We start from the raw sequence: 20,571 nt of genomic DNA, 5'->3' as shown, positions 1-20,571 counted from the left end.
CCACCGTGAGCACTTCGTCCCCTGAAGCCGATACCCAAAGCACGCCTTGCCCGGACTATCCGCCCGCGCTCGGTGAATCTCGGCTGCTGACGGACGAGGAGTTGCGCGCGTCGCTGGAATGCACATTGCGCGACTGGGACCGCAAGAGCGATCTGTGGCTGTTCGGCTATGGTTCGCTAATCTGGAATCCCGGTCTGCCCACCGTCGAAGCGGCCCGTTCGAAAGTGCATGGCTACCACCGCGGCCTATATCTGTGGTCGCGCGTGAATCGCGGCACCCCGGAACAGCCAGGCCTCGTACTTGCACTGGATCGCGGCGGCTCGTGCTCCGGCATCGCCTTCCGCCTCGCCGCCGAGGGTGCGATGCCGCATCTGGAAGCGTTGTGGCGCCGCGAAATGCCGATGGGTTCGTACCGCCCGGCGTGGCTGCCCTGCGTGCTCGCCGACGGCCGGCGCGTCGACGCGCTCGCGTTCGTGATGCGCCGCGACGTGCCGACCTACACCGGCAAGCTACGTGACGAGGTGGTCAAAACCGTGTTTGGCTGCGCGTGCGGGCGCTACGGCACGACGCTCGATTACGTCAGCCGCACCGTCCATGCGTTGCGCGAAAGCGGCATGCCCGACCGCGCGCTCGAAGCGCTGCTCGAGCGTTGTCGCGAGGAAAACCGTGAAGCAGCGGGTCGCGAAGCTGACTCGTCAGGCCCGCACCAGCAAGCGCAGTCCGAGACCAGCAAATGAGCGCCGCACGGCGGCCGTAAGGCGCTTTTTTGCTCGAAAACGCTTTTCCCCGCGTAATCAGTTAGGATTGACCCATGCCCACTGCACGCGGCCGGGCGGTTTCATTACAGCTTCACTCATCGCCCAGCCAGGCGGGACACGGTCCTGCCATGTGCCTGGTGTATCCTTAATGCTCTGCAACAGCGCGCCCAGTCTCGCCGGGCGCACTACCATGAACGACACGTATCCCAGTCGACGCCAAATCGACAAACCGCAAGAGAAACGCTCACTCCTCGAGCGTTTGACCGACTTCATCTCGCCCGAGCCCGACTCGCGCGCAGAACTCCTGGAAATCCTGCAGGACGCGCACGAGCGCAACCTGATCGACGCCGACTCGCTGTCGATGATCGAGGGCGTATTCCAGGTGTCCGAACTCAGCGCGCGCGACATCATGGTGCCGCGCGCGCAAATGGACGCGATCAACATCGCGGACAATCCCGCCGAATTCATCCCCTACGTGCTGGAAAAAGCGCACTCGCGCTATCCGGTCTTCGAAGGCAATCGCGACAACATCATCGGCGTGCTGCTCGCGAAAGACCTGCTGCGCTACTACGCTGAAGACGAATTCGACGTGCGCGGCATGCTGCGCCCGGCCGTCTTCATTCCGGAGTCGAAGCGTCTGAACGTGCTGCTGCACGACTTCCGCGTGAATCGCAATCACCTCGCGGTGGTGGTCGACGAATACGGCGGCGTGGCCGGCCTGATCACGATCGAAGACGTGCTGGAACAGATCGTCGGCGATATTGAAGACGAGTACGACTTCGACGAGGAAAGCGGCAACATCATCGCCTCGCCGGACGGGCGCTTCCGCGTGCGCGCGCTCACCGAAATCGAGCAGTTCAACGAAGCCTTCGGCACGCACTATTCGGACGACGAAGTCGATACGATCGGCGGTCTCGTCACGCATCATTTCGGGCGGGTGCCGCATCGCGGCGAAAAAGTCCGCCTCGACGATCTGATCTTCGAGATTCTGCGCGGCGACGCCCGCCAGATTCACATGCTGCTGGTGCGCCGCGACCCGCTCGCCGGCCAGCGCGAGCGCGAAGCACAGCACGTGCAGACCTGATCCGCTTCTTTTCTTCGCTTCTTCAACTCCTCACGCCGACCGCGCAACAATGGCCGACCCGATTACTTCCCGTTCGCGCCGCGGCGTGAGTGCCCCTGCCGCCCGAGAAACACGCGGCCGTGCATTGCCCCGCTGGCATTACCTCGTCGCACTGGTCGCCGGTGCGGCCAACACGCTGTCGTTCGCGCCAACGCCGCATGGCGGCTGGCTCGAACTCGTGATCTTCGTGTTCTTCTTTGCATGGCTCACGCGGACGACCGGCTGGAAAAGTGCCGCGTTGACCGGCGGCGCTTTCGGCTTCGGCAACTTCGTCACGGGCGTGTGGTGGCTGTACGTCAGCATGCACTACTACGGTGGCATGGCCGCACCGCTCGCGGGCGCGGCGGTCGGGCTGTTTTCGCTCTATCTGGCGGTGTATCCGGCGCTCGCTGCAGGCGTCTGGTCGTTCTGCGCGGGTCACGCACGCAACGGTGCGTCAGACACCGACAAACCGTTCTCGCCGACCTGGCACGGCGCGCTGGCTTTTGCGAGCGCATGGGCAATCGGTGAATGGTTGCGCGGCACCGTGTTCACGGGCTTTCCGTGGCTCGCGAGCGGGTACGCACAGGTGGATGGCCCGTTCGCCGGATTTGCGCCGGTAGCGGGCGTGTACGGCGTCGGCTGGATGCTGGCGTTGGTGGCGGCGTTGATCGTGCAGGCGCTGGTGCCGTTGCTGGCTTCGCGCGCGCAGCTCGATGCCACCGACGGCAGCAATGCGGGAAATACGGCGAATGGGGCTAAACGCAGTATCGCGCGCGTCGCGGTGCCAGGCGGACTCGCGATTGCGCTGATCGCGGTAGGCCTGCTGCTGCCGCTCGTGCAATGGACACTGCCCGCCAACGCGCCGCTGACGGTGCGCCTCCTGCAGGGCAATGTCAAACAGGAAATGAAGTTCGAAGAAGCCGGCATGCGCGCCGCGATCGACCAGTATCAGCAGATGATCACGTCGAAGCCGGCTGACCTGATCGTCACGCCGGAAACCGCCATTCCGGTGCTCGCACAGCAATTGCCACCGCAGTTCGCGTCGGCGGTGCGCACCTTCTCAGATACGACTGGCACTGCGATTCTGTTCGGTGCGATCGGCGGCACGATCACGCCGGAAGGCCAGGTGATCGACTATACAAACAGCCTGTTCGGCGTCACCCCAGGCACGCGCGACGTGTATCGCTACGACAAACACCATCTCGTGCCGTTCGGCGAATTCGTGCCGTGGGGCTTCCGCTGGTTCGTGAATCTGATGAGCATTCCGCTCGGCGATTTCGCGCGCGGCGCGCCAGTGCAGAAACCGTTCATCGTGCACAACCAGCCGGTGGCCGTCGACATCTGCTATGAGGATATTTTTGGCGAGGAGATCGCGCGGAACATCCGCGAGAGCGACACGCCGGCGGGCGTGCTGGTCAACTCGACTAACCTCGCCTGGTTCGGCGACACGATCGCGCTCGATCAGCATCTGCAGATTGCGCGCATGCGGTCGCTGGAAACCGGCCGGCCGATGCTGCGCGCAACCAACACCGGCATGACGGCCGCGATCGATGCGAACGGCAAGGTGATCGGGCGCCTGACGCCATACACCATCGGTTCGCTCGATGTGACGGTGCAAGGGACCTCGGGCAGCACGCCGTATGTGACGAGTGGCAACAATACAGTGCTGGCGGTTTCGTTGCTGCTGCTGGCGTTTGGGTTTGCGTTTGGGCCGGGGATTATGCGGCGTCAAAACGGCAAGAAATAACCGGCGACAAACCGTGTGACTGTGTGCATAGCGTTTATACGCGAATACGTCGTGATGAATCGCAGCACAAAACCCGCCCAATAGAAAAACGCGCGCTCCGGAACACCGTGAGCGCGCGCTTATAAAGAATCGGGGTTTACTGATTCGAAGCAATCCGCTGCTGAATATGCTGCGCGCGTGCCGGCGAAGACGGATGCGAACTCAACATACTCGACTTACCGCCGTCCAGTTGCGAGAGCTTGTTGAACGCCGTCACCAATCCCGACGGATCGAGATTCTTCTTTTTCTGCAGGTCGAACGAATAATCGTCCGCGGCACTTTCCTGGGTTTGCGAGAACTGCGCATTAATCAGCTTCTCGGAGAAATCGCCGAGCTGTGAACCGGACAACGACCCCGCCACGCCACCCGCCGACGATGCCACCGAGCGCGCCGCCGAGGTCGCGTACGCCACCTGCATCGCCTTCTTCGTATGGCCGAGTGCGACGTGGCCCATTTCATGGCCGACCACGCCGCGCACTTCGTTGTCGTTCATCATGTCCATCAGACCGCTATAGACACGCACGCAACCATTTGCCATCGCCCATGCATTCACGTCCTTGGTGACATACACCTTGTAGTTCACCGGCACGCCATTGATGTTATTGCCCAGTTGCGTGGCGATTTTGTTCAGACGTTTCTGGTACTTGCTGTTCGGGGCGGCAATCTGATTTTCGCTATCCAACTGCGCACACGACTTGTCGGTCAGCGCGCGCACGTCAGCGTCGCTTAATGCGGCGGCCTGAGCGGCCTGCTGGCCCGACTGGATCAACGCGGTCGGATTGACGTTGCTGATGTTCGAGCACGCAGCAAGCAATGCGCAGGCGGAAGCGGCAATGACAAAGCGGTACGGTTTCATGGTGGAAGTCTCTTTTGCGGACGTTATTAATATCGACGGCGCTATTAATGCACCGCCATTCGCTATGGCCGCATATCGCCGGAGAAAAACTCCATGTATATCGATTGCATAAACCATTGCACCACGCGACAGACAAAAAAATGCGCCTGACGAGCAGGCGCATTTTTACCACAAACGTAAGCTTATATTCAGGCTTCTGGAAACTTCAATGACATCATTTTGCAATCTGGCGAAAATTGCAGGCGGCGTGATCCAACCAACCGCACCGTCAGGCAGCCGCGAACACTTGGCTCAATTCGCCGGCGCCGTGTCAATAAACGACTGACGCAGCGACAGCTTCTGAAAGTGCTTATCCAGATTCAGATACCCTTCGCGCCAGTTCAACTCAGGCATGCGGAAATCGAGGTAGCCCAGCGCGCAACCCACTGCAATGTCCGCGAGCGTGTAGTGATTGCCCGTGCACCACGGCTTGCTGCCCAAGCCCTGCGACATCGCGATCAGGCCTTCGTCGATCTTGCGTTGCTGCCGCGCGACCCACGCGTCCACGCGCTGCTCGGGCGTGCGCTGAGTGCTTTCGAGGCGAATCAGCACCGCGGCGTCAAGGATGCCGTCAGCGAGCGCTTCCCAGCAGCGCACTTCGACGCGCTCGCGGCCCGACGGCGGAATCAGCTTGCCAACCGGCGATAGCGTATCGACGTATTCGCAGATCACCCGCGAGTCGAACACCGCTTCACCGTCTTCCATCACGAGGCACGGCACCTTGCCGAGTGGATTGAAGGTGTGAATCGTGGTCTCCGGCGCCCAGACGTTCTCGGGCACGAGTTCGTAGTCGATCTTCTTGTCGGCCAGAACGATCCGCGCTTTGCGCACGAACGGGCTGGCGAGCGAACCGATGAGTTTCATCATTACCATCTGCCTTTTCTTGAATTCGGCGAAAGTATAAGTGGTCGGCGGCATTCCCGACACAGCGCAGTCGCTTCGCAAGCCGCATGGATGCTCGCTGTGGATGGATTGCAACATTGCCGCGACGCTCGCGCGCCGTCTACCCGGCCGAATGGCTAACGCGGTTGAGCTGACCACCTTCTCACCGTCAGTATCCGCGCAAAATAAGTCTCCGCATTGGGCGCTACAATCGCAAGATGAACCAGCCGACCGAACTCACCATCGCCATCGACGTCTACCGCACGCGCCGCGAGCGCGTACTCGCCGCGCTGCGCGCAGCGGGCGGGGGCGTCGCCATCGTCCCCACCGCGCCGGAAAAGGTGCGCAACCGGGACGCCGACTACCCCTACCGGCACGATAGCTACTTCTACTATCTGACCGGCTTCAGCGAGCCTGATGCGCTGCTGGTGCTCGACGCAAGCGCGGCGTCTGGCGAGCCGGTTTCGATCCTGTTCTGTCGCGAGAAGAATGTCGAGCGCGAAACGTGGGAAGGTTTCCGTTTCGGGCCGGACGGCGCGCGCGAGGTGTTCGGCTTCGACGCCGCCTTCGCCGTGAGCGAAGTCGATACGCAACTGCCGCGCATTCTCGCTGACAAGCCGTCGCTGCACTACGCGCTCGGCACGTCGGCGGAACTCGACGAACAGGTGCGCGGCTGGCTCGACGCAGTGCGTGCGCAAGGCCGCGGCGGTGTCGCCGCCCCCACCGTTGCGTGTGACCTGATCCCGTTGCTCGACGACATGCGGCTCTTCAAAGATGCCCACGAACTCGCCATCATGCGCCGCGCCGGACAGATTTCCGCGCAGGCGCATCGCCGCACCATGGCCGCCTGCCGCCCAGGCGTGCGCGAGTACGAACTCGAAGCCGAATTGCTCTACACGTTCCGTAAATTCGGTGCGCAGGCGCCGGCTTACACGTCGATCGTCGCTGCCGGCGCCAACGCCTGCGTGCTGCACTACCCGGCCGGCAACGCGATTGCCCAGGACGGCGATCTGATCCTGATCGACGCCGCCTGCGAACTCGACGGCTACGCATCCGACATCACCCGCACCTTCCCGGCAAGCGGCCGCTTCACGCCGGCGCAGCGCGAGCTGTACGACATCGTGCTGGCCGCGCAGCAGGCTGCCGTCGACGCTACCCGCGCCGGCGCCACCTTCGACGACCCGCACCAGGCCGCCCTGCGCGTGCTGTCGCAAGGCTTGCTCGACACCGGCATCATCGATCGCACGAAGTTCGCCTCGGTTGACAACGTGATCGCCGAGCGCGCCTATGCGCCGTTCTATATGCACCGTACCGGCCACTGGATCGGCATGGACGTGCACGATGTCGGCGACTACCGCGAACGCGGCGCCCCGCGCGACGAAGCGGGCGCGCTACCGTGGCGCACGCTGCAGGTGGGAATGACGCTGACCATCGAGCCCGGTCTGTATATCCGTCCGACCGAAGGCGTGCCCGAGCGCTACTGGAACATCGGCATCCGCATCGAGGACGACGCGATCGTCACGCCGGCCGGTTGCGAGCTGATCACGCGCGACGTCCCGGTGGCGGCCAACGAGATCGAGGCGCTGATGCAGGAAGCCCGCGCGGCCCAGGAAGCTGGAGACTGACCCAGAAGCGCCCCAGAAGCAACCCAGGCAGTAACCCAAGGAAGTAACCCGCAATGAACGACGTTTCCCAGTCGACGGTGATTCTGAAACCCGCCGCATCCGACCATCCGTTCGATTTCGACGTGACGATCGTCGGCGCCGGGCCGGTCGGGCTGGCGCTTGCCGGCTGGCTGGCGCGACGCAGCGCGACGCAGGCGCTGAAGATCGCGCTGATCGACGCGCGCGAGCCGGAAGATTCGATTGCCGATCCGCGCGCCATCGCCGTGTCGCACGGCAGCCGGATGATTCTCGAACCGCTGAGCTGGCCCGCGGACGCTACCGCGATCCAGCGCATTCACGTGTCTCAGCGCGGCCACTTCGGCCGCACGCTGATCGACCACAGCGAGCACGGCTTGCCGGCGCTCGGCTACGTGCTGCGTTATGGCTCGATCGTGCATGGTCTCGCCGACGCGGTTCACGCGACGTCCGTGCACTGGTTCCGCTCCACTTCCGCCGCGGCGCCGGCACAGGATCTCGACGGCGTCACGCTGCCAATCGAAACCGCGGGCGTCACACGCAATCTGCGCACGCGGATTCTGGTGAATGCCGAAGGCGGCCTGTTTGGCGACCAGAAAACCGCGAGGGGCGCTGGCCACAGCGACGGCGGCGGTACGCGTGATTACGGGCAAACCGCGCTGGTCGGCACGGTCAGCGTCTCGGCGCCGCAACCGCATGTGGCGTGGGAGCGCTTCACGTCGCAAGGGCCGATCGCGCTGCTGCCGATGGGCGGTGTGCGCGGCGCGAATTACGCGCTGGTCTGGTGCTGCGCACCCGACGAAGCGGCGCGACGCGCGCAGCTCCCGGACGACGAGTTCCTGCGCGAACTCGGTGCCGCATTCGGCAACCGCATGGGCAGTTTTACGCAAATAAAAGGACGCGCGTCGTTCCCGCTGGGACTCAACGCGGTCGATACGCTTGTGAAGGGCCATGTCGTCGCAATCGGCAATGCGGCACAGACACTGCATCCGGTCGCGGGCCAAGGGCTGAATCTCGGTCTGCGCGACGCGCATGCGCTCGCCGATGCTTTGTCGGCGGAAGGTCCCACTCCGCTCGCACTAGCGAAGTTCGCGCAACGCCGCGCGCTCGACCGGCGCCTGACGATCGGCGCGACCGACACACTCGCACGTCTTTTCACTGTCGACTTCGCGCCACTTGCCACCTTGCGCGGCCTCGCCCTCACCGCGCTCGAATTCGTGCCGCCGGTGAAAACCGCGCTGGCGCGGCAAATGATGTTCGGTCAACGCCGCTGAGCGCGCCGCCCGGTCGCGCCCCACAGCCTCTGCAAGCTTTTTAGGCACCACAATCAGGCATTTAGGCGAAGCCGCGCGAGCGGTGCCGGCTCTATGAACCGGACCACTTTCATAGAAGATTTAATGAGTTACGACAGAGGCAAGTCGGGTGTCGGCTATCTGTTAACGCTAAAATAGCTGTTTTCCCTCGCATTTCGCGAATGCGCCGATTGACAGAAATTGAACAATCGGTCGCAGGCGCGTCCTAGGCATGCCCACTCTCGGCTCCCACAATCTGCGTAATAACCTGTTCGTCGCCCCCATGGCCGGCGTGACCGACCGGCCGTTCCGGCAGTTGTGCAAACGGCTGGGCGCGGGCTATGCGGTGTCGGAAATGGTCGCCTCGAACGCGCAGCTGTGGAAAAGTGAAAAGACCATGCGCCGTGCCAACCACACGGGCGAGGTCGAGCCGATCGCCGTGCAGATCGCAGGCGCCGATCCGGCCATGATGGCCGAAGCGGCACGTTACAACGTGGCGAACGGCGCGCAGATCATCGACATCAACATGGGCTGCCCGGCCAAGAAAGTGTGCAACGTGGCCGCGGGTTCTGCCTTGCTGCAGAACGAACCGTTGGTACAGCGCATCGTTGAGGCGGTCGTAGGCGCGGTGGGTATCGGGCCTGATGCCGTGCCCGTCACGCTGAAGATCCGCACGGGCTGGGACCGCGACAACAAGAACGCGCTCTCGGTCGCACGTCTGGCGGAGGCCGCCGGCATCTCCATGCTGACCGTGCATGGCCGCACGCGCGCCGACCTGTATCACGGCGACGCCGAATACGAGACCATCGCTGCCGTTAAAGCGGCGGTGCGCATTCCGGTGGTCGCCAATGGCGACATAACGTCGCCGCAAAAAGCCCGCGAAGTGCTCGCCGCCACCGGCGCCGACGCCATCATGATCGGCCGCGCCGCACAGGGGCGTCCGTGGCTGTTCCGCGAGATCGAGCATTTCCTGCAAACGGGCGAATTGCTGCTGCCGCCGCGCATCGACGAAATCCAGCAGGTGATGAACGAGCATCTCGAAGATCACTACGCGTTCTACGGCGAATTTACGGGCGTACGCACAGCGCGCAAGCATATCGGCTGGTACACTCGCGGCCTTTCTGGCGCCAACGTGTTCCGGCACCGCATGAATACGCTGGACACCACGCGCGAACAACTCCTCGCCGTCAACGAGTTCTTCGACGCCCAAAAGGCGATCTCCGAGCGCCTCGTCTACGTCGACGAGACGCTCACCAAGAACGACGGCGAGCCGGACCATACCGACCGACTAGCAGCATGAGCAAGAACAATATCGAACAATCTGTCCGCGACAGCCTGGGGATGTATTTCCAGGATCTCGACGGCTCCAATCCGCATGACGTCTACGACATGGTCATTTCATGCGTAGAAAAACCATTGCTCGAAGTGGTGCTCGAGCAGGCCGGCGGCAACCAGTCGCTGGCCGCCGAGTATCTCGGCATCAACCGCAATACGCTGCGCAAGAAACTGCAACAGCACGGCCTCTTGTAGCTCGTTGTAGCTCGTTTTAGTTTCTTTTGCGCCCTGCCACGTTTCCCTTCGGCTTTTCGTCTTCATCATGATCAAGCAAGCGCTCATCTCCGTTTCCGATAAGTCCGGCATCGTCGACTTCGCCAAGTCGCTGTCGGACCTCGGCGTCAAGATCCTGTCGACCGGCGGCACCGCGAAGCTCCTCGCGGACGCGGGTCTGCCCGTCACCGAAGTCGCCGACTACACGGGCTTCCCGGAAATGCTGGACGGGCGCGTGAAAACGCTGCATCCGAAGGTGCACGGCGGCATTCTCGCGCGTCGCGACCTGCCGGAACACATGGCAGCGCTTGAAAAGCACGACATCCCGACGATCGACCTGCTGGTCGTGAATCTGTATCCGTTCGTGCAGACCGTGTCGAAAGAAGAGTGCTCGCTGGAAGACGCGATCGAGAACATCGACATTGGCGGCCCGACCATGCTGCGCTCGGCTGCGAAAAATCATCGCGACGTGACGGTAGTGGTCGATCCGGCGGATTACGCGGTCGTGCTCGACGAAATGCGCGCGAACAGCAACGCGGTGTCGTACAAGACGAATTTCCGTCTGGCCACCAAAGTATTCGCGCACACCGCGCAGTACGACGGCGCGATCACGAACTACCTGACAAGCCTGACCGACGAACTGCAACATTCGTCGCGCAATGCTTACCCGGCTACGTTCAACCTGGCGTTCAACAAGGTGCAGGACCTGCGCTACGGCGAAAACCCGCATCAAAGCGCGGCGTTTTACCGTGACCTGGCGGTGCAACCGGGCGCGCTGGCGAACTACAGCCAGTTGCAAGGCAAGGAACTGTCGTACAACAACATCGCCGATTCCGATGCAGCGTGGGAATGCGTGAAGACGTTCGACGTGCCGGCCTGCGTGATCGTCAAGCACGCGAATCCGTGCGGCGTGGCCGTGGGTGCGGACGCGAACGAAGCGTATGCGAAGGCGTTCCAGACCGATCCGACCTCGGCGTTCGGCGGCATCATCGCTTTCAACCGTGAAGTCGACGAAACGGCGGCACAAGCGGTGGCCAAGCAGTTTGTCGAAGTGCTGATCGCACCGTCGTTCAGCGCGGCGGCTCGCCAGGTGTTCGCGGCCAAGCAGAACGTGCGTCTCCTGGAAATCGCTTTGGGCGCAGGCCATAACGCGTTCGATCTGAAGCGCGTCGGCGGCGGCCTGCTGGTGCAATCGCTCGATTCGAAGAATGTGCAACCGCACGAATTGCGCGTGGTCACGAAGCGTCACCCGACGCCGAAGGAAATGGACGATCTGCTGTTCGCGTGGCGCGTCGCGAAATACGTGAAATCGAACGCGATCGTGTTCTGCGGCGGCGGCATGACGCTCGGCGTCGGCGCGGGCCAGATGAGCCGCGTGGACTCGGCGCGTATTGCGAGCATCAAGGCGCAAAACGCCGGTTTGACCCTGACCGGTTCGGCCGTAGCCTCGGATGCGTTCTTCCCGTTCCGTGACGGTCTGGATGTGGTGGTCGCGGCAGGCGCGACCTGCGTGATTCAACCGGGCGGCTCGATGCGTGATGATGAAGTAGTCGGCGCAGCGGACGAGCACAACATCGCGATGGTGTTGACCGGGGTGCGTCACTTCCGGCATTGATTTCGGCTTCGCGGACACCGCCTGGTTCTTTGCGGTGCGATAGTCGCTAACGTAGCTTGAGCGAAACGGCCCGGTGGAAATTTCCGCCGGGCCGTTTTCTTTTGGCACGCCGACCGCCGCACGGCACGTTCGTTGTAGTATCGCAAGCACTTGGTTTTTACCGCATGTGCGGCACCTCATGAGAATTCTCGGCATCGACCCCGGCTTGCGCGTGACCGGTTTTGGCGTAATCGATCAAACCGGACACACGCTCAGCTACGTCGCAAGCGGCGTGATCAAAACCGCCGACGCCGATCTGCCATCGCGTCTCGGCACCATTTTCGACGGCATTTCGACACTTATCCGCCAGCATTCGCCGGATCAGTCGGCGATCGAAAAGGTGTTCGTCAACGTCAACCCGCAATCCACCCTGCTGCTCGGCCAGGCGCGCGGCGCGGCGATCTGTGGACTGGTGGCGGGCGGCGTGCCGGTCGCAGAATATACGGCGCTGCAGTTGAAGCAGGCTGTGGTCGGTTACGGCCGCGCGACCAAGGAGCAGATGCAGCAGATGGTGGTACGGCTCCTCAACCTCTCCGGCGTGCCCGGCACCGACGCCGCTGACGCCCTCGGCATGGCGATCTGCCACGCGCACAGCGGCTCGACGCTTAGTACGCTGGGCGGCATTGCGCCTTCGCTGGCGAAGAAAGGTTTGCGCGTCAGGCGTGGACGGTTGGTTGGGTAGGCACTCAGTTCCGACTCGCCAGCGCCAACCGGCAAGCTAACCCGGCGAACACTGTCCCCAGCAGATACTGCGGCACCCGCGACGGCCGGCGCCCCGCCGACAGCTTGCGGCTCAACTTGCTCGCCATCAGAATCACCGCGCCGTTCACGCAGAACCCGATCAGATTCAGCACCGTAGCCAACACCATAATCTGCAACGCCACCGAACCCGCTTCGGGCCGCACGAATTGCGGAAACAGCGCGAGCACGAACAGCGCGACTTTGGGATTCAGCAAATTGGTGAAGAGGCCCTGCCGGAAAATGCGGCCGACCGGATAACGGTTCATCGACGCATTCGGCGACAGCACCGTGCCCTGCGTGCGGAACGTCTTCCAGGCGAGATACAGCAGGTAGGCGGCGCCGGCAAAACGCACGACGTCATAGGCCATCGGTACGGCCAGAAACAGCTGCGACAGACCGAATGCGGCGGCCAGTGCATGACAGTAAGTGCCGACCAGAATCCCCGCCAACGAGGCGAAACCTGCAGGACGTCCCTGGCTCACGCTGCGCGAAGCGATCAGCAACATGTCGGGGCCGGGCGTGGCGGTCAACGCGAGACACGCACCGGCAAACAGCGCGAGAGTGGTGAGGCTCAGCATGGAAGCTCCTTCTGGGTTATGCCGGGCGAGAACCCGCCAAAAGGGATCTCAGTCTAGGGGGCCGCAACGCACAGGTCAACCGCGATTGGGCGTAGTGCGCCGCGCACTATCGCGCACCTTCTCGCTGCCGCGCCCCACGTCCGCACGCTCACCAGCGGCCTCGATCCGGGCTCGCCGCTCCTCAACGCTCTTTTGCATGTCACCGCCGCACTCCCGCTGCGCTACACTCGCCCTTTCTCTCAAGATTGAATCCGCCATGATCGGTCGCATTGCCGGCGTTCTGCTGGAAAAAAACCCGCCGCATCTGCTCGTTGACTGCAATGGCGTCGGCTACGAAGTCGATGTGCCGATGAGCACGTTCTACAACCTGCCGTCGACCGGTGAACGCGTCGTGCTGCTCACGCAAATGATCGTGCGCGAAGACGCACATCTGCTTTACGGCTTCGGCTCCGCCGAGGAACGCTCGACCTTCCGTGAACTGCTGAAGATCACGGGCATCGGCGCGCGCATGGCGCTCGCAGTGCTCTCCGGCATGAGCGTGCATGAACTGGCGCAGACCGTCACGATGCAGGACGCAGCGCGCCTCACTCGCGTGCCTGGCATCGGCAAGAAGACAGCTGAGCGGCTGCTCCTCGAACTGAAGGGCAAGATCGGCGCCGACCTGGGCGCGATGGCGGGCGCGGCGTCGGCATCCGACCACGCCTCCGATATCCTGAACGCACTGATCGCATTGGGTTACTCCGAAAAAGAAGCGTTGGCAGCCGTCAAGAACGTGCCGGCGGGCACCGGCGTTTCCGAAGGTATCAAGCTCGCGCTGAAGGCGCTCTCCAAGGGCTGAAGTTAAGGCGGGCGCGCGCGGTACAATAAACGCATGATCGAAACCGACAAACTCGCCGCCGAGCGCATCATTGCGGCCACGCCCGTCTCGCCGAACGAAGAAGCGTTCGAGCGCGCGTTGCGCCCGCGCCAGCTCGAAGAATATGTCGGGCAGGAAAAAATACGCGGTCAGCTTGAAATCTTCATCGAGGCCGCCAGGCGCCGTTCCGAATCGCTCGACCACGTCTTGCTGTTCGGGCCGCCGGGTCTCGGCAAGACCACGCTCGCGCACATCATCGCGCGGGAAATGGGGGTCAATCTGCGGCAAACCTCCGGCCCGGTGCTCGAACGCGCCGGCGACCTCGCCGCGCTGCTCACCAATCTCGAAGCCAACGACGTCCTGTTCATCGACGAAATCCACCGGCTCTCGCCGGTCGTCGAAGAAATTCTCTATCCGGCGTTGGAGGACTATCAGATCGACATCATGATCGGCGAGGGACCCGCTGCGCGCAGCGTGAAGCTGGATCTGCAGCCGTTCACGCTGGTCGGCGCGACCACTCGCGCGGGCATGCTAACCAATCCGCTGCGCGATCGCTTCGGGATCGTCGCGCGGCTCGAGTTTTATAACGCGGAAGAACTGGCGCGCATCGTCACGCGTTCGGCGTCGTTGCTGCATGCGCAGATCCATCCGGATGGCGCCTTCGAAATCGCCAAGCGTGCGCGTGGCACGCCACGGATCGCGAACCGGCTGTTACGCCGTGTGCGCGATTTCGCCGAGGTGAAAGCAGACGGCAACATCACCGCGGAAGTGGCCGACGCCGCGCTCAAAATGCTCGACGTGGACGAGGTCGGCTTCGACCTGATGGACCGCAAGCTGCTCGAAGCGATTCTGCATAAATTCGACGGCGGCCCGGTCGGCGTCGACAATCTCGCAGCGGCAATCGGCGAAGAACGCGACACGATCGAAGACGTGCTCGAACCGTATCTGATCCAGCAGGGCTTCCTGCAGCGCACGCCGCGCGGCCGCGTCGCCACGCTGCTCACGTACCGGCATTTCGGTCTCGCCGCGCCAGACGCTTCGAGCCCCATAGCCGGCATATGGGATTCCGCCGCACCCTGAGCGCTCAGCGTCCCGGTTCCGGCACCCTCTTGAAGCTATCGTCATCGCTCGGCGCGTCGAGATGCGACACGTCCGCCCACGACACGATCGTCGCCTTGCTGGCGTCGTCGGCATAGTCGACCACGTTGACGCTCGTATTCAGCAACGCGTAGTCACGCGGCGCATCGAGCGACAATCCACAGGCGAACCGCCGCACGCAATCCAGCACGCCACCATGGGCGACGACAGCGACCCGTCCCCCCGGATGCGCGGCGACGATCGGATCAATCGCATGCAGCACCCGATGATAAAGCGTGCGCTGCGATTCACCTTCAGGGGGCGCGAAACCCGCGTCGCGGGTTTGCCAGTGCGCGTACTCATCGGGAAAACGGACGGCGATCTCGTCGCTGTCATGTCCCTGGAACGCGCCGTACGAGCGCTCTCGCAAGCTTTCACGCAGCTGTAACGGCAGACCGAGCGCGTCAGCGATCGGCTGCGCGGTTTGCTGTGCACGTAGCAGATCGCTCGAATAAATGGCGTCGAGCCGCGCGCCCTCTTTCACCTCACTTGCGATTCGACGTGCAAGGCGTTGCGCCTGGGCAAGGCCGGTCGTCGCGAGCGGAATGTCGATGTGACCTTGAATGCGCTTGATGCGGTTCCAGTCGGTCTCGCCGTGGCGGATGAACAGAATCTGCGTGGTCATGGAATGAAAGTGAGCGCCAGTAGCAGGTTATGCCGAGCCGCTATTGTCGCAAAAGGCGGCTGGAGGAGTAGGAGTAGACACATGCCACCGCTTGCGCCACGCAGCGGCGATTGAATCTCAAGCGTTGGTCTGCAGCCAGAACGTGACCGGCCCGTCATTGACGAGCGACACCTGCATATCGGCGCCGAATTCACCTGTCTCGACGATCGGGTGCTTTGCACGAGCGGCCGAGACGAAGTAGTCGAACAGCCGCTTGCCCTCATCGGGCGGTGCGGCGGGCGTAAAGCTCGGACGCAGGCCGCTGTTGGTGTCAGCGGCCAACGTGAACTGCGAAACGAGCAGCAAGCCGCCCGCACGCCCGGCGCCGTCGAGATTCTGTACGGAGAGATTCATCTTGCCGGCCGCATCGCTGAAGACGCGGTAGCCGAGCACCTTGGCGAGTAGCCGGTCAGCTGCAGCCTCTGTGTCGCCACGTTCGGCGCACACGAGTGCGAGCAGGCCCGCCTCGATCGCACCGGTCACATGGTCGCCCACGCGCACTTCCGCGCGCCGCACGCGCTGAATCAGCGCGATCATCGGCTCGACTCCAGATGCAACGCCTGAATCATCATCGCGTTATCGCTGAGCCATCAGGCCGTCAGCGTGACGCGCGCAAAACGGCGCTTGCCGACTTGCACGACGTACTCGCCGGCCTCGACCTTCAGGCCCTTGTCGGACACGGTCGCACCATCGATCTTCACGCCACCTTGCTCGATATTGCGCAAGGCCTCGCTGGTCGACGGCACGAGGTTGGCCTGCTTGAGCAACTGGCCGATTGCGAGCGGTGCGCCCGCGAGCGTCACGGCCGGGATATCGTCCGGAACGCCGCCCTTCGCGCGATGATTGAAGTCTTCGAGCGCGCGCTCGGCATCGACTTGCGAGTGAAAGCGCGCGACGATTTCCTGGCCGAGCATCACCTTGAAATCGCGCGGATTGCGGCCCGCTTCGATCTCTTTTTTGAAGCCGGAGATCTCGTCCATCGGACGGAATGACAGCAGTTCGAAGTAACGCCACATCAGCACGTCGGAAATGCTCATCAGCTTGCCGAACATGTCCGTCGGCTTTTCGCTGATGCCGATGTAGTTGTTCTTCGACTTCGACATTTTCTCGACGCCGTCCAGGCCTTCGAGCAACGGCATCGTCAAGATGCACTGCTGTTCCTGACCGTATTGCTTCTGCAGTTCACGACCCACCAGCAGGTTGAACTTCTGGTCCGTGCCGCCGAGCTCGAGGTCGGCATTCAGCGCGACCGAGTCATAGCCTTGCATCAGCGGGTACAGCAATTCGTGGATCGAGATGGGCACGCCACCCTGGAAACGCTTGGTGAAGTCTTCGCGCTCGAGAATACGCGCCACCGTATAACGCGATGCGAGCTTGATCATGCCGTCGGCGCCGAGCGGCATCGACCATTCGCTGTTGTAGCGAATTTCGGTCTTGTCGCGATCGAGCACGAGCGCGGCCTGCTCGAAATACGTCTTCGCGTTCGATTCGATCTGCTCGCGCGTGAGCGGCGGGCGCGTGGCGTTGCGGCCCGACGGATCGCCGATCAGCGAGGTAAAGTCGCCGATCAGGAAAATCACCGTGTGACCGAGGTCCTGCAACTGGCGCATCTTGTTCAACACAACCGTGTGGCCGATGTGGATGTCAGGCGCGGTCGGATCGAGACCGAGCTTGATGCGCAGCGGCTTGGCCGTAGCCGCGCTCTTCGCGAGCTTTTGCGCGAATTCGTCTTCGATCAGCAGTTCGTCGACGCCGCGTTTAGTGACGGCGAGTGCGTGACGGACTTCGTCGGTGATCGGGAAGGCGGGGCTGGGCTTGGTGGACTCGGTGCTCATGCTGGAAACTTGAAGTCGCGAAAAAGGGAGATTGTCCCATAGATGCGCGCCGCCGCGCCCACTGACGCAGCCACGAGCGCCCGCCGGCACACGATTTCGAGCTGCCGCGCCGCGCCATCGGCATCGTGGCGCTTTATATTCGGCCGCGCTTGAGTCGATATTGAGTCGATAATCTGCTAAAACAGACGGCAACGAATCATCGAGAGGAGCAGCAACGTGGCGCAAGACCCCGCAGACGGCGTCTACTTTGGATTGATGTCCGGCACGAGCATGGACGGCGTGGACGGTGTCGCCGTCAAATTTGCACGAGGGAAGCCGCCTGTGGTGCTGGCCGAGGCGTTTGTCGGCTTCGCGGCAGGCTTGCGCGAGGCGTTATTCGCGCTTCAACAGCCGGGGGACAACGAGATCGAACGCGAAGCGCTGGCGGCCAACGCGCTCGCCACGCGCTACACCGTGTGCTGCCACGAATTGCTGCAAGGCAGCCGGGTGCCAGCCTCGGAAGTTCGCGCGATCGGCGTGCATGGCCAGACGGTGCGGCATCGGCCGGAAAAGGGGTACACGCGGCAGATTAACAACCCTGCGCTGCTCGCGGAAATGATGCACATCGACGTGGTCGCCGACTTCCGCAGCCGCGACGTCGCGGCCGGCGGACAGGGCGCGCCGCTCGTGCCGGCGTTTCACGCCACGGTATTCGGCGCGAAAGACGAAACGCGGGTGGTCTGCAATCTTGGCGGCATCAGCAATATCACGATCCTCAACGCAACCGGCGGGGTGCGCGGTTTCGACTGCGGGCCGGCAAACGCATTGCTCGACGAATGGGCGCAGCGCCATCTCGGCAAGCCTTTCGACGAGAACGGCCATTTCGCCGCGGGCGGACAGGTCGACCGCACGTTGCTGAACGCACTGCTCGACGAGCCCTTTTTCTCGCAACAACCGCCGAAAAGCACCGGCCGCGACTTGTTCAATCCGCAATGGCTGGATGCAAAGCTCCAGCCGTTCGCCGCGCTCGACCCCGCCGACGTGCAAGCCACACTAGTCGCGCTAACCGCGGTAACAGTTGCTCGCGAAATCGAACGGCATGCATCGGACGCTAAAGCGGTCTATGTGTGTGGCGGTGGCGCGCGCAATCCGGAGATTCTGAAAGCGCTGCAACGGGCGCTGGAGGACAGCGGCGTAAGCGGCGTGCCGGTGATGACAACCGACGCGCTCGGCGTACCGCCGAGCCAAGTCGAGCCGCTGGCGTTCGCATGGCTGGCGATGCGCTGCGTGGCGCGGCTGCCGGGCAATTTGCCGGCAGTCACTGGCGCTGCTGACGAGCGCGTACTGGGGGCGATCTACCCCCGTTAATCGAAGAGCCGGGGTTTGAGCTCAGGCAATAAAAAACGGGGCCAAAGCCCCGTTTTCCTTTACAACCTGTCGCCTAACCGGCAGGCGATCAAACCGAGAACGACGAGCCGCAACCACACGTGGTTTGAGCATTCGGGTTCTTGATGACGAACTGCGCGCCGTTGATGTCGTCCTTATAGTCGATCTCTGCGCCGACCAGATACTGGTAGCTCATCGAATCGATCAGCAGCTGGACGCCGCTCTTGTTCATGACGGTGTCGTCTTCGTTGACGGCTTCGTCGAACGTAAAACCGTACTGAAAGCCCGAGCAGCCGCCGCCCTGCACGAAAACGCGCAGTTTGAGGTCCGCATTGCCTTCTTCTTCGATCAGTTGCTTGACCTTGTCAGCCGCTGCGTCGGTAAAAACGAAGGGGGCGGGCATCTCGGTCACGGGTGTATCGGTGACTGCGTTCATTCGAACTCTCCAAAAAGCTTCTAACCGCTATTGTAGGGCTGATCTCGATATCGTGCCGAAGCCCACAAAATCAATGGGTTCTTCCACAAATTCAATGGACGGCCCTGATGCTGCCACCGGCCGGCCTGAGCGGGCCACATCGCGACCCCGGCAACGAAGCCGTCAGCGTGAAGCCAGGCCGCGAACCAATGAAAAAAGCCGCCTTCGCGAAAGCGTTGGCGGCTTTTGCAGCGTTCCAGCCCGAAAGCCGGATCGCACACGAAGCGATTAACGCTTCGAGAATTGCTTCCTGCGACGTGCCTTGTGGAAGCCGACCTTCTTACGTTCGACTTCACGAGCGTCACGCGTAACGAAGCCAGCCTTCGACAGTTCCGGCTTCAGCGTTGCGTCATAGTCCATCAGCGCGCGGGTAATGCCGTGGCGAACCGCACCGGCTTGACCCGTTTCACCGCCACCCGACACGTTGACCTTGATGTCGAACGTGACGCCGTGGTTCGTGAGTTCCAGCGGCTGACGCACGATCATCAGCGACGTTTCGCGCGAGAAGTACTCAGCGATGGGCTTACCGTTCACAACGATATCGCCCTTGCCTGCCTTGATGAACACACGTGCAGTGGCGCTCTTGCGGCGGCCCGTGCCGTAATTCCAGTTACCGATCATGTGGGCTCCCCTTAGATCTCGAGCGCTTTCGGCTGTTGTGCCGAATGCGGATGCGTTGCTTCAGCGTAGACCTTCAGCTTCTTGATCATCGCGTAGCCGAGCGGGCCCTTCGGCAGCATGCCCTTGACCGCTTTCTCGAGCGCACGGCCCGGGAAGCGTTCTTGCATCTTGCCGAACGTCGTTTCATAAATACCGCCCGGGTAACCCGAGTGACGGTAGTACTTCTTGTCAGTAGCCTTGTTACCCGTGACGCGCAACTTGCCGGCGTTGATAACGATGATGAAATCACCGGTGTCGACGTGCGGAGTGAATTCTGGCTTGTGCTTGCCGCGAAGACGGTGTGCCACTTCGCTGGCGACACGCCCGAGAACCTTATCCGTCGCGTCAATCACGTACCATTCACGCGTAACCTCATGGGCTTTTGCGGAAAACGTCTTCATGATCGATCCAAAAAAATTGCTGCGCCCAATGTATTTTTTCCTGCTTGTAGTGTGCGCATCGAGGCGCGTGCAGGCTCTCCCTGGTTCTTCCTCCGCGGGCGCGGATGCGGAAAAGCTCTGAATTATAAAGGAATTTGTCACGCCGAGTCAAAGTCTGCGGGGGTTTGGGCGAGAAATCGGGCGATCCGGTGGCCAGATACAACCATTTGCCCTTCCCACTAGCCCTGAAACCGGCGTCGGCGAGATCGAAAGTGCGGGCGAAAAAAAACCCGAACTAGTGGTTCGGGTTTAATCCACCA

22 protein-coding genes are annotated in these 20,571 nt (G+C 62.4%); 12 read left to right on the top strand and 10 right to left on the bottom strand.

From position 1 onward, the window contains the following. Window positions 1-5 precede the first annotated feature (5 nt). From ACUN0E_RS23075 to lnt, 3 genes are all read left to right on the top strand, one after another. Window positions 6-737, top strand: coding sequence for a gamma-glutamylcyclotransferase (locus ACUN0E_RS23075; protein ID WP_445568048.1), 732 nt, complete (start codon window positions 6-8; stop codon window positions 735-737). 211 nt (window positions 738-948) lie between these two features. Next, window positions 949-1,842 carry an HlyC/CorC family transporter gene (locus tag ACUN0E_RS23070; RefSeq protein ID WP_408392575.1) on the top strand — a complete coding sequence of 298 codons (894 nt, stop codon included), beginning with the start codon at window positions 949-951 and terminating at the stop codon, window positions 1,840-1,842. A gap of 49 nt (window positions 1,843-1,891) precedes the next feature. Continuing rightward, the gene (gene lnt / locus ACUN0E_RS23065) at window positions 1,892-3,610 is read left to right on the top strand and encodes an apolipoprotein N-acyltransferase (RefSeq protein WP_445568047.1); all 1,719 of its coding nucleotides are present in this window, start codon (window positions 1,892-1,894) and stop codon (window positions 3,608-3,610) included. Window positions 3,611-3,746: 136 nt separating this feature from the next. Here lnt and ACUN0E_RS23060 read toward each other — a convergent pair whose 3' ends face one another. Beyond that, window positions 3,747-4,505, bottom strand: coding sequence for a M48 family metalloprotease (locus ACUN0E_RS23060; protein WP_445568046.1), 759 nt, complete (start codon window positions 4,503-4,505; stop codon window positions 3,747-3,749). A gap of 291 nt (window positions 4,506-4,796) precedes the next feature. Further along, on the bottom strand, window positions 4,797-5,411 hold the full coding sequence (locus ACUN0E_RS23055) for a glutathione S-transferase N-terminal domain-containing protein (protein WP_445568045.1): 615 nt from the start codon (window positions 5,409-5,411) through the stop codon (window positions 4,797-4,799). Between the two features lie 233 nt (window positions 5,412-5,644). On the opposite strand from ACUN0E_RS23055, the gene ACUN0E_RS23050 reads away from it, so the two are divergent. The 6 genes from ACUN0E_RS23050 (at window position 5,645) to ruvC (ending at window position 12,242) form a co-directional block, all read left to right on the top strand. Next, on the top strand, window positions 5,645-7,051 hold the full coding sequence (locus ACUN0E_RS23050; RefSeq protein ID WP_445568044.1) for an aminopeptidase P N-terminal domain-containing protein: 1,407 nt from the start codon (window positions 5,645-5,647) through the stop codon (window positions 7,049-7,051). 53 nt (window positions 7,052-7,104) lie between these two features. Further along, complete coding sequence (locus ACUN0E_RS23045) at window positions 7,105-8,340, top strand: UbiH/UbiF/VisC/COQ6 family ubiquinone biosynthesis hydroxylase (RefSeq protein ID WP_445568043.1); 1,236 nt, start codon at window positions 7,105-7,107, stop codon at window positions 8,338-8,340. Between the two features lie 250 nt (window positions 8,341-8,590). Beyond that, window positions 8,591-9,658 (top strand): tRNA dihydrouridine synthase DusB, encoded by a 1,068-nt coding sequence (dusB, locus tag ACUN0E_RS23040; RefSeq protein ID WP_408231457.1) that lies wholly within the window; start codon window positions 8,591-8,593, stop codon window positions 9,656-9,658. Next, complete coding sequence (locus tag ACUN0E_RS23035) at window positions 9,655-9,888, top strand: Fis family transcriptional regulator (RefSeq protein ID WP_007180440.1); 234 nt, start codon at window positions 9,655-9,657, stop codon at window positions 9,886-9,888. Before dusB ends, ACUN0E_RS23035 begins: the two co-directional genes overlap by 4 nt. A 67-nt stretch (window positions 9,889-9,955) precedes the next feature. Beyond that, window positions 9,956-11,521, top strand: a complete 1,566-nt coding sequence (purH, locus tag ACUN0E_RS23030) for a bifunctional phosphoribosylaminoimidazolecarboxamide formyltransferase/IMP cyclohydrolase (RefSeq protein ID WP_445568042.1) — start codon at window positions 9,956-9,958, stop codon at window positions 11,519-11,521. A 178-nt stretch (window positions 11,522-11,699) separates the two neighbouring features. Further along, window positions 11,700-12,242: a crossover junction endodeoxyribonuclease RuvC gene (gene ruvC, locus ACUN0E_RS23025; RefSeq protein ID WP_408231451.1), complete on the top strand. Its 543-nt coding sequence runs from the start codon at window positions 11,700-11,702 to the stop codon at window positions 12,240-12,242. A 4-nt stretch (window positions 12,243-12,246) separates the two neighbouring features. Here ruvC and ACUN0E_RS23020 read toward each other — a convergent pair whose 3' ends face one another. Together ACUN0E_RS23020 and ACUN0E_RS23015 are read right to left on the bottom strand one after the other, a co-directional pair. Then, window positions 12,247-12,879 (bottom strand): LysE family translocator, encoded by a 633-nt coding sequence (locus ACUN0E_RS23020; protein ID WP_445568041.1) that lies wholly within the window; start codon window positions 12,877-12,879, stop codon window positions 12,247-12,249. Window positions 12,880-12,954: 75 nt separating this feature from the next. Beyond that, on the bottom strand, window positions 12,955-13,077 hold the full coding sequence (locus ACUN0E_RS23015) for a hypothetical protein (protein ID WP_445568040.1): 123 nt from the start codon (window positions 13,075-13,077) through the stop codon (window positions 12,955-12,957). 58 nt (window positions 13,078-13,135) lie between these two features. On the opposite strand from ACUN0E_RS23015, the gene ruvA reads away from it, so the two are divergent. After that, on the top strand, window positions 13,136-13,717 hold the full coding sequence (ruvA, locus tag ACUN0E_RS23010) for a Holliday junction branch migration protein RuvA (RefSeq protein ID WP_325047805.1): 582 nt from the start codon (window positions 13,136-13,138) through the stop codon (window positions 13,715-13,717). 33 nt (window positions 13,718-13,750) lie between these two features. Further along, entirely contained in the window at window positions 13,751-14,815 is a 1,065-nt protein-coding gene (ruvB, locus tag ACUN0E_RS23005) for a Holliday junction branch migration DNA helicase RuvB (protein ID WP_408231443.1), read from the top strand. Window positions 14,816-14,819: 4 nt separating this feature from the next. On the opposite strand, the gene ACUN0E_RS23000 is transcribed toward ruvB, so the two are convergent. The 3 genes from ACUN0E_RS23000 to tyrS all read right to left on the bottom strand — a co-directional run bounded on the left by ACUN0E_RS23000 (window position 14,820) and on the right by tyrS (window position 17,371). Continuing rightward, window positions 14,820-15,497: a histidine phosphatase family protein gene (locus ACUN0E_RS23000; RefSeq protein WP_445568039.1), complete on the bottom strand. Its 678-nt coding sequence runs from the start codon at window positions 15,495-15,497 to the stop codon at window positions 14,820-14,822. 117 nt (window positions 15,498-15,614) lie between these two features. After that, window positions 15,615-16,073: a D-aminoacyl-tRNA deacylase gene (gene dtd, locus ACUN0E_RS22995; protein ID WP_408339473.1), complete on the bottom strand. Its 459-nt coding sequence runs from the start codon at window positions 16,071-16,073 to the stop codon at window positions 15,615-15,617. A gap of 53 nt (window positions 16,074-16,126) precedes the next feature. Beyond that, window positions 16,127-17,371, bottom strand: coding sequence for a tyrosine--tRNA ligase (tyrS, locus tag ACUN0E_RS22990; protein WP_445568038.1), 1,245 nt, complete (start codon window positions 17,369-17,371; stop codon window positions 16,127-16,129). 216 nt (window positions 17,372-17,587) lie between these two features. Between tyrS and ACUN0E_RS22985 the strand changes: the two genes are divergently transcribed. Then, window positions 17,588-18,718 carry an anhydro-N-acetylmuramic acid kinase gene (locus ACUN0E_RS22985; protein WP_445568037.1) on the top strand — a complete coding sequence of 377 codons (1,131 nt, stop codon included), beginning with the start codon at window positions 17,588-17,590 and terminating at the stop codon, window positions 18,716-18,718. Between the two features lie 88 nt (window positions 18,719-18,806). Here ACUN0E_RS22985 and erpA read toward each other — a convergent pair whose 3' ends face one another. The 3 genes from erpA to rplM form a co-directional block, all read right to left on the bottom strand. After that, the gene (erpA, locus tag ACUN0E_RS22980; protein ID WP_054034493.1) at window positions 18,807-19,172 is read right to left on the bottom strand and encodes an iron-sulfur cluster insertion protein ErpA; all 366 of its coding nucleotides are present in this window, start codon (window positions 19,170-19,172) and stop codon (window positions 18,807-18,809) included. 267 nt (window positions 19,173-19,439) lie between these two features. Next, window positions 19,440-19,832 (bottom strand): 30S ribosomal protein S9, encoded by a 393-nt coding sequence (gene rpsI, locus ACUN0E_RS22975; protein ID WP_074302436.1) that lies wholly within the window; start codon window positions 19,830-19,832, stop codon window positions 19,440-19,442. 11 nt (window positions 19,833-19,843) lie between these two features. Continuing rightward, on the bottom strand, window positions 19,844-20,272 hold the full coding sequence (rplM, locus tag ACUN0E_RS22970) for a 50S ribosomal protein L13 (protein WP_007180422.1): 429 nt from the start codon (window positions 20,270-20,272) through the stop codon (window positions 19,844-19,846). Window positions 20,273-20,571: the final 299 nt, after the last annotated feature.

The sequence above is a fragment of the Paraburkholderia sp. D1E genome (genome assembly GCF_052682275.1).
The sequence above is the reverse complement of the archived record's forward strand: the minus strand, read 5'-3'. Positions and strand labels throughout refer to the sequence as shown.

What these genes read in the sequence shown, in the direction of transcription:
- rplM (WP_007180422.1), bottom strand. Translation starts at nt 20,272, where the DNA reads ATGAAGACGTTTTCCGCAAAAGCCCATGAGGTTACGCGTGAATGGTAC.
- ACUN0E_RS23055 (WP_445568045.1), bottom strand. Translation starts at nt 5,411, where the DNA reads ATGATGAAACTCATCGGTTCGCTCGCCAGCCCGTTCGTGCGCAAAGCG.
- ACUN0E_RS23000 (WP_445568039.1), bottom strand. Translation starts at nt 15,497, where the DNA reads ATGACCACGCAGATTCTGTTCATCCGCCACGGCGAGACCGACTGGAAC.
- ACUN0E_RS23060 (WP_445568046.1), bottom strand. Translation starts at nt 4,505, where the DNA reads ATGAAACCGTACCGCTTTGTCATTGCCGCTTCCGCCTGCGCATTGCTT.
- erpA (WP_054034493.1), bottom strand. Translation starts at nt 19,172, where the DNA reads ATGAACGCAGTCACCGATACACCCGTGACCGAGATGCCCGCCCCCTTC.
- dtd (WP_408339473.1), bottom strand. Translation starts at nt 16,073, where the DNA reads ATGATCGCGCTGATTCAGCGCGTGCGGCGCGCGGAAGTGCGCGTGGGC.
- ruvA (WP_325047805.1), top strand. Translation starts at nt 13,136, where the DNA reads ATGATCGGTCGCATTGCCGGCGTTCTGCTGGAAAAAAACCCGCCGCAT.
- ACUN0E_RS23020 (WP_445568041.1), bottom strand. Translation starts at nt 12,879, where the DNA reads ATGCTGAGCCTCACCACTCTCGCGCTGTTTGCCGGTGCGTGTCTCGCG.
- ACUN0E_RS23035 (WP_007180440.1), top strand. Translation starts at nt 9,655, where the DNA reads ATGAGCAAGAACAATATCGAACAATCTGTCCGCGACAGCCTGGGGATG.
- ACUN0E_RS23045 (WP_445568043.1), top strand. Translation starts at nt 7,105, where the DNA reads ATGAACGACGTTTCCCAGTCGACGGTGATTCTGAAACCCGCCGCATCC.
- rpsI (WP_074302436.1), bottom strand. Translation starts at nt 19,832, where the DNA reads ATGATCGGTAACTGGAATTACGGCACGGGCCGCCGCAAGAGCGCCACT.
- dusB (WP_408231457.1), top strand. Translation starts at nt 8,591, where the DNA reads ATGCCCACTCTCGGCTCCCACAATCTGCGTAATAACCTGTTCGTCGCC.
- ACUN0E_RS23015 (WP_445568040.1), bottom strand. Translation starts at nt 13,077, where the DNA reads ATGCAAAAGAGCGTTGAGGAGCGGCGAGCCCGGATCGAGGCCGCTGGT.
- lnt (WP_445568047.1), top strand. Translation starts at nt 1,892, where the DNA reads ATGGCCGACCCGATTACTTCCCGTTCGCGCCGCGGCGTGAGTGCCCCT.
- ACUN0E_RS23070 (WP_408392575.1), top strand. Translation starts at nt 949, where the DNA reads ATGAACGACACGTATCCCAGTCGACGCCAAATCGACAAACCGCAAGAG.
- ACUN0E_RS23050 (WP_445568044.1), top strand. Translation starts at nt 5,645, where the DNA reads ATGAACCAGCCGACCGAACTCACCATCGCCATCGACGTCTACCGCACG.
- tyrS (WP_445568038.1), bottom strand. Translation starts at nt 17,371, where the DNA reads ATGAGCACCGAGTCCACCAAGCCCAGCCCCGCCTTCCCGATCACCGAC.
- ruvB (WP_408231443.1), top strand. Translation starts at nt 13,751, where the DNA reads ATGATCGAAACCGACAAACTCGCCGCCGAGCGCATCATTGCGGCCACG.
- purH (WP_445568042.1), top strand. Translation starts at nt 9,956, where the DNA reads ATGATCAAGCAAGCGCTCATCTCCGTTTCCGATAAGTCCGGCATCGTC.
- ruvC (WP_408231451.1), top strand. Translation starts at nt 11,700, where the DNA reads ATGAGAATTCTCGGCATCGACCCCGGCTTGCGCGTGACCGGTTTTGGC.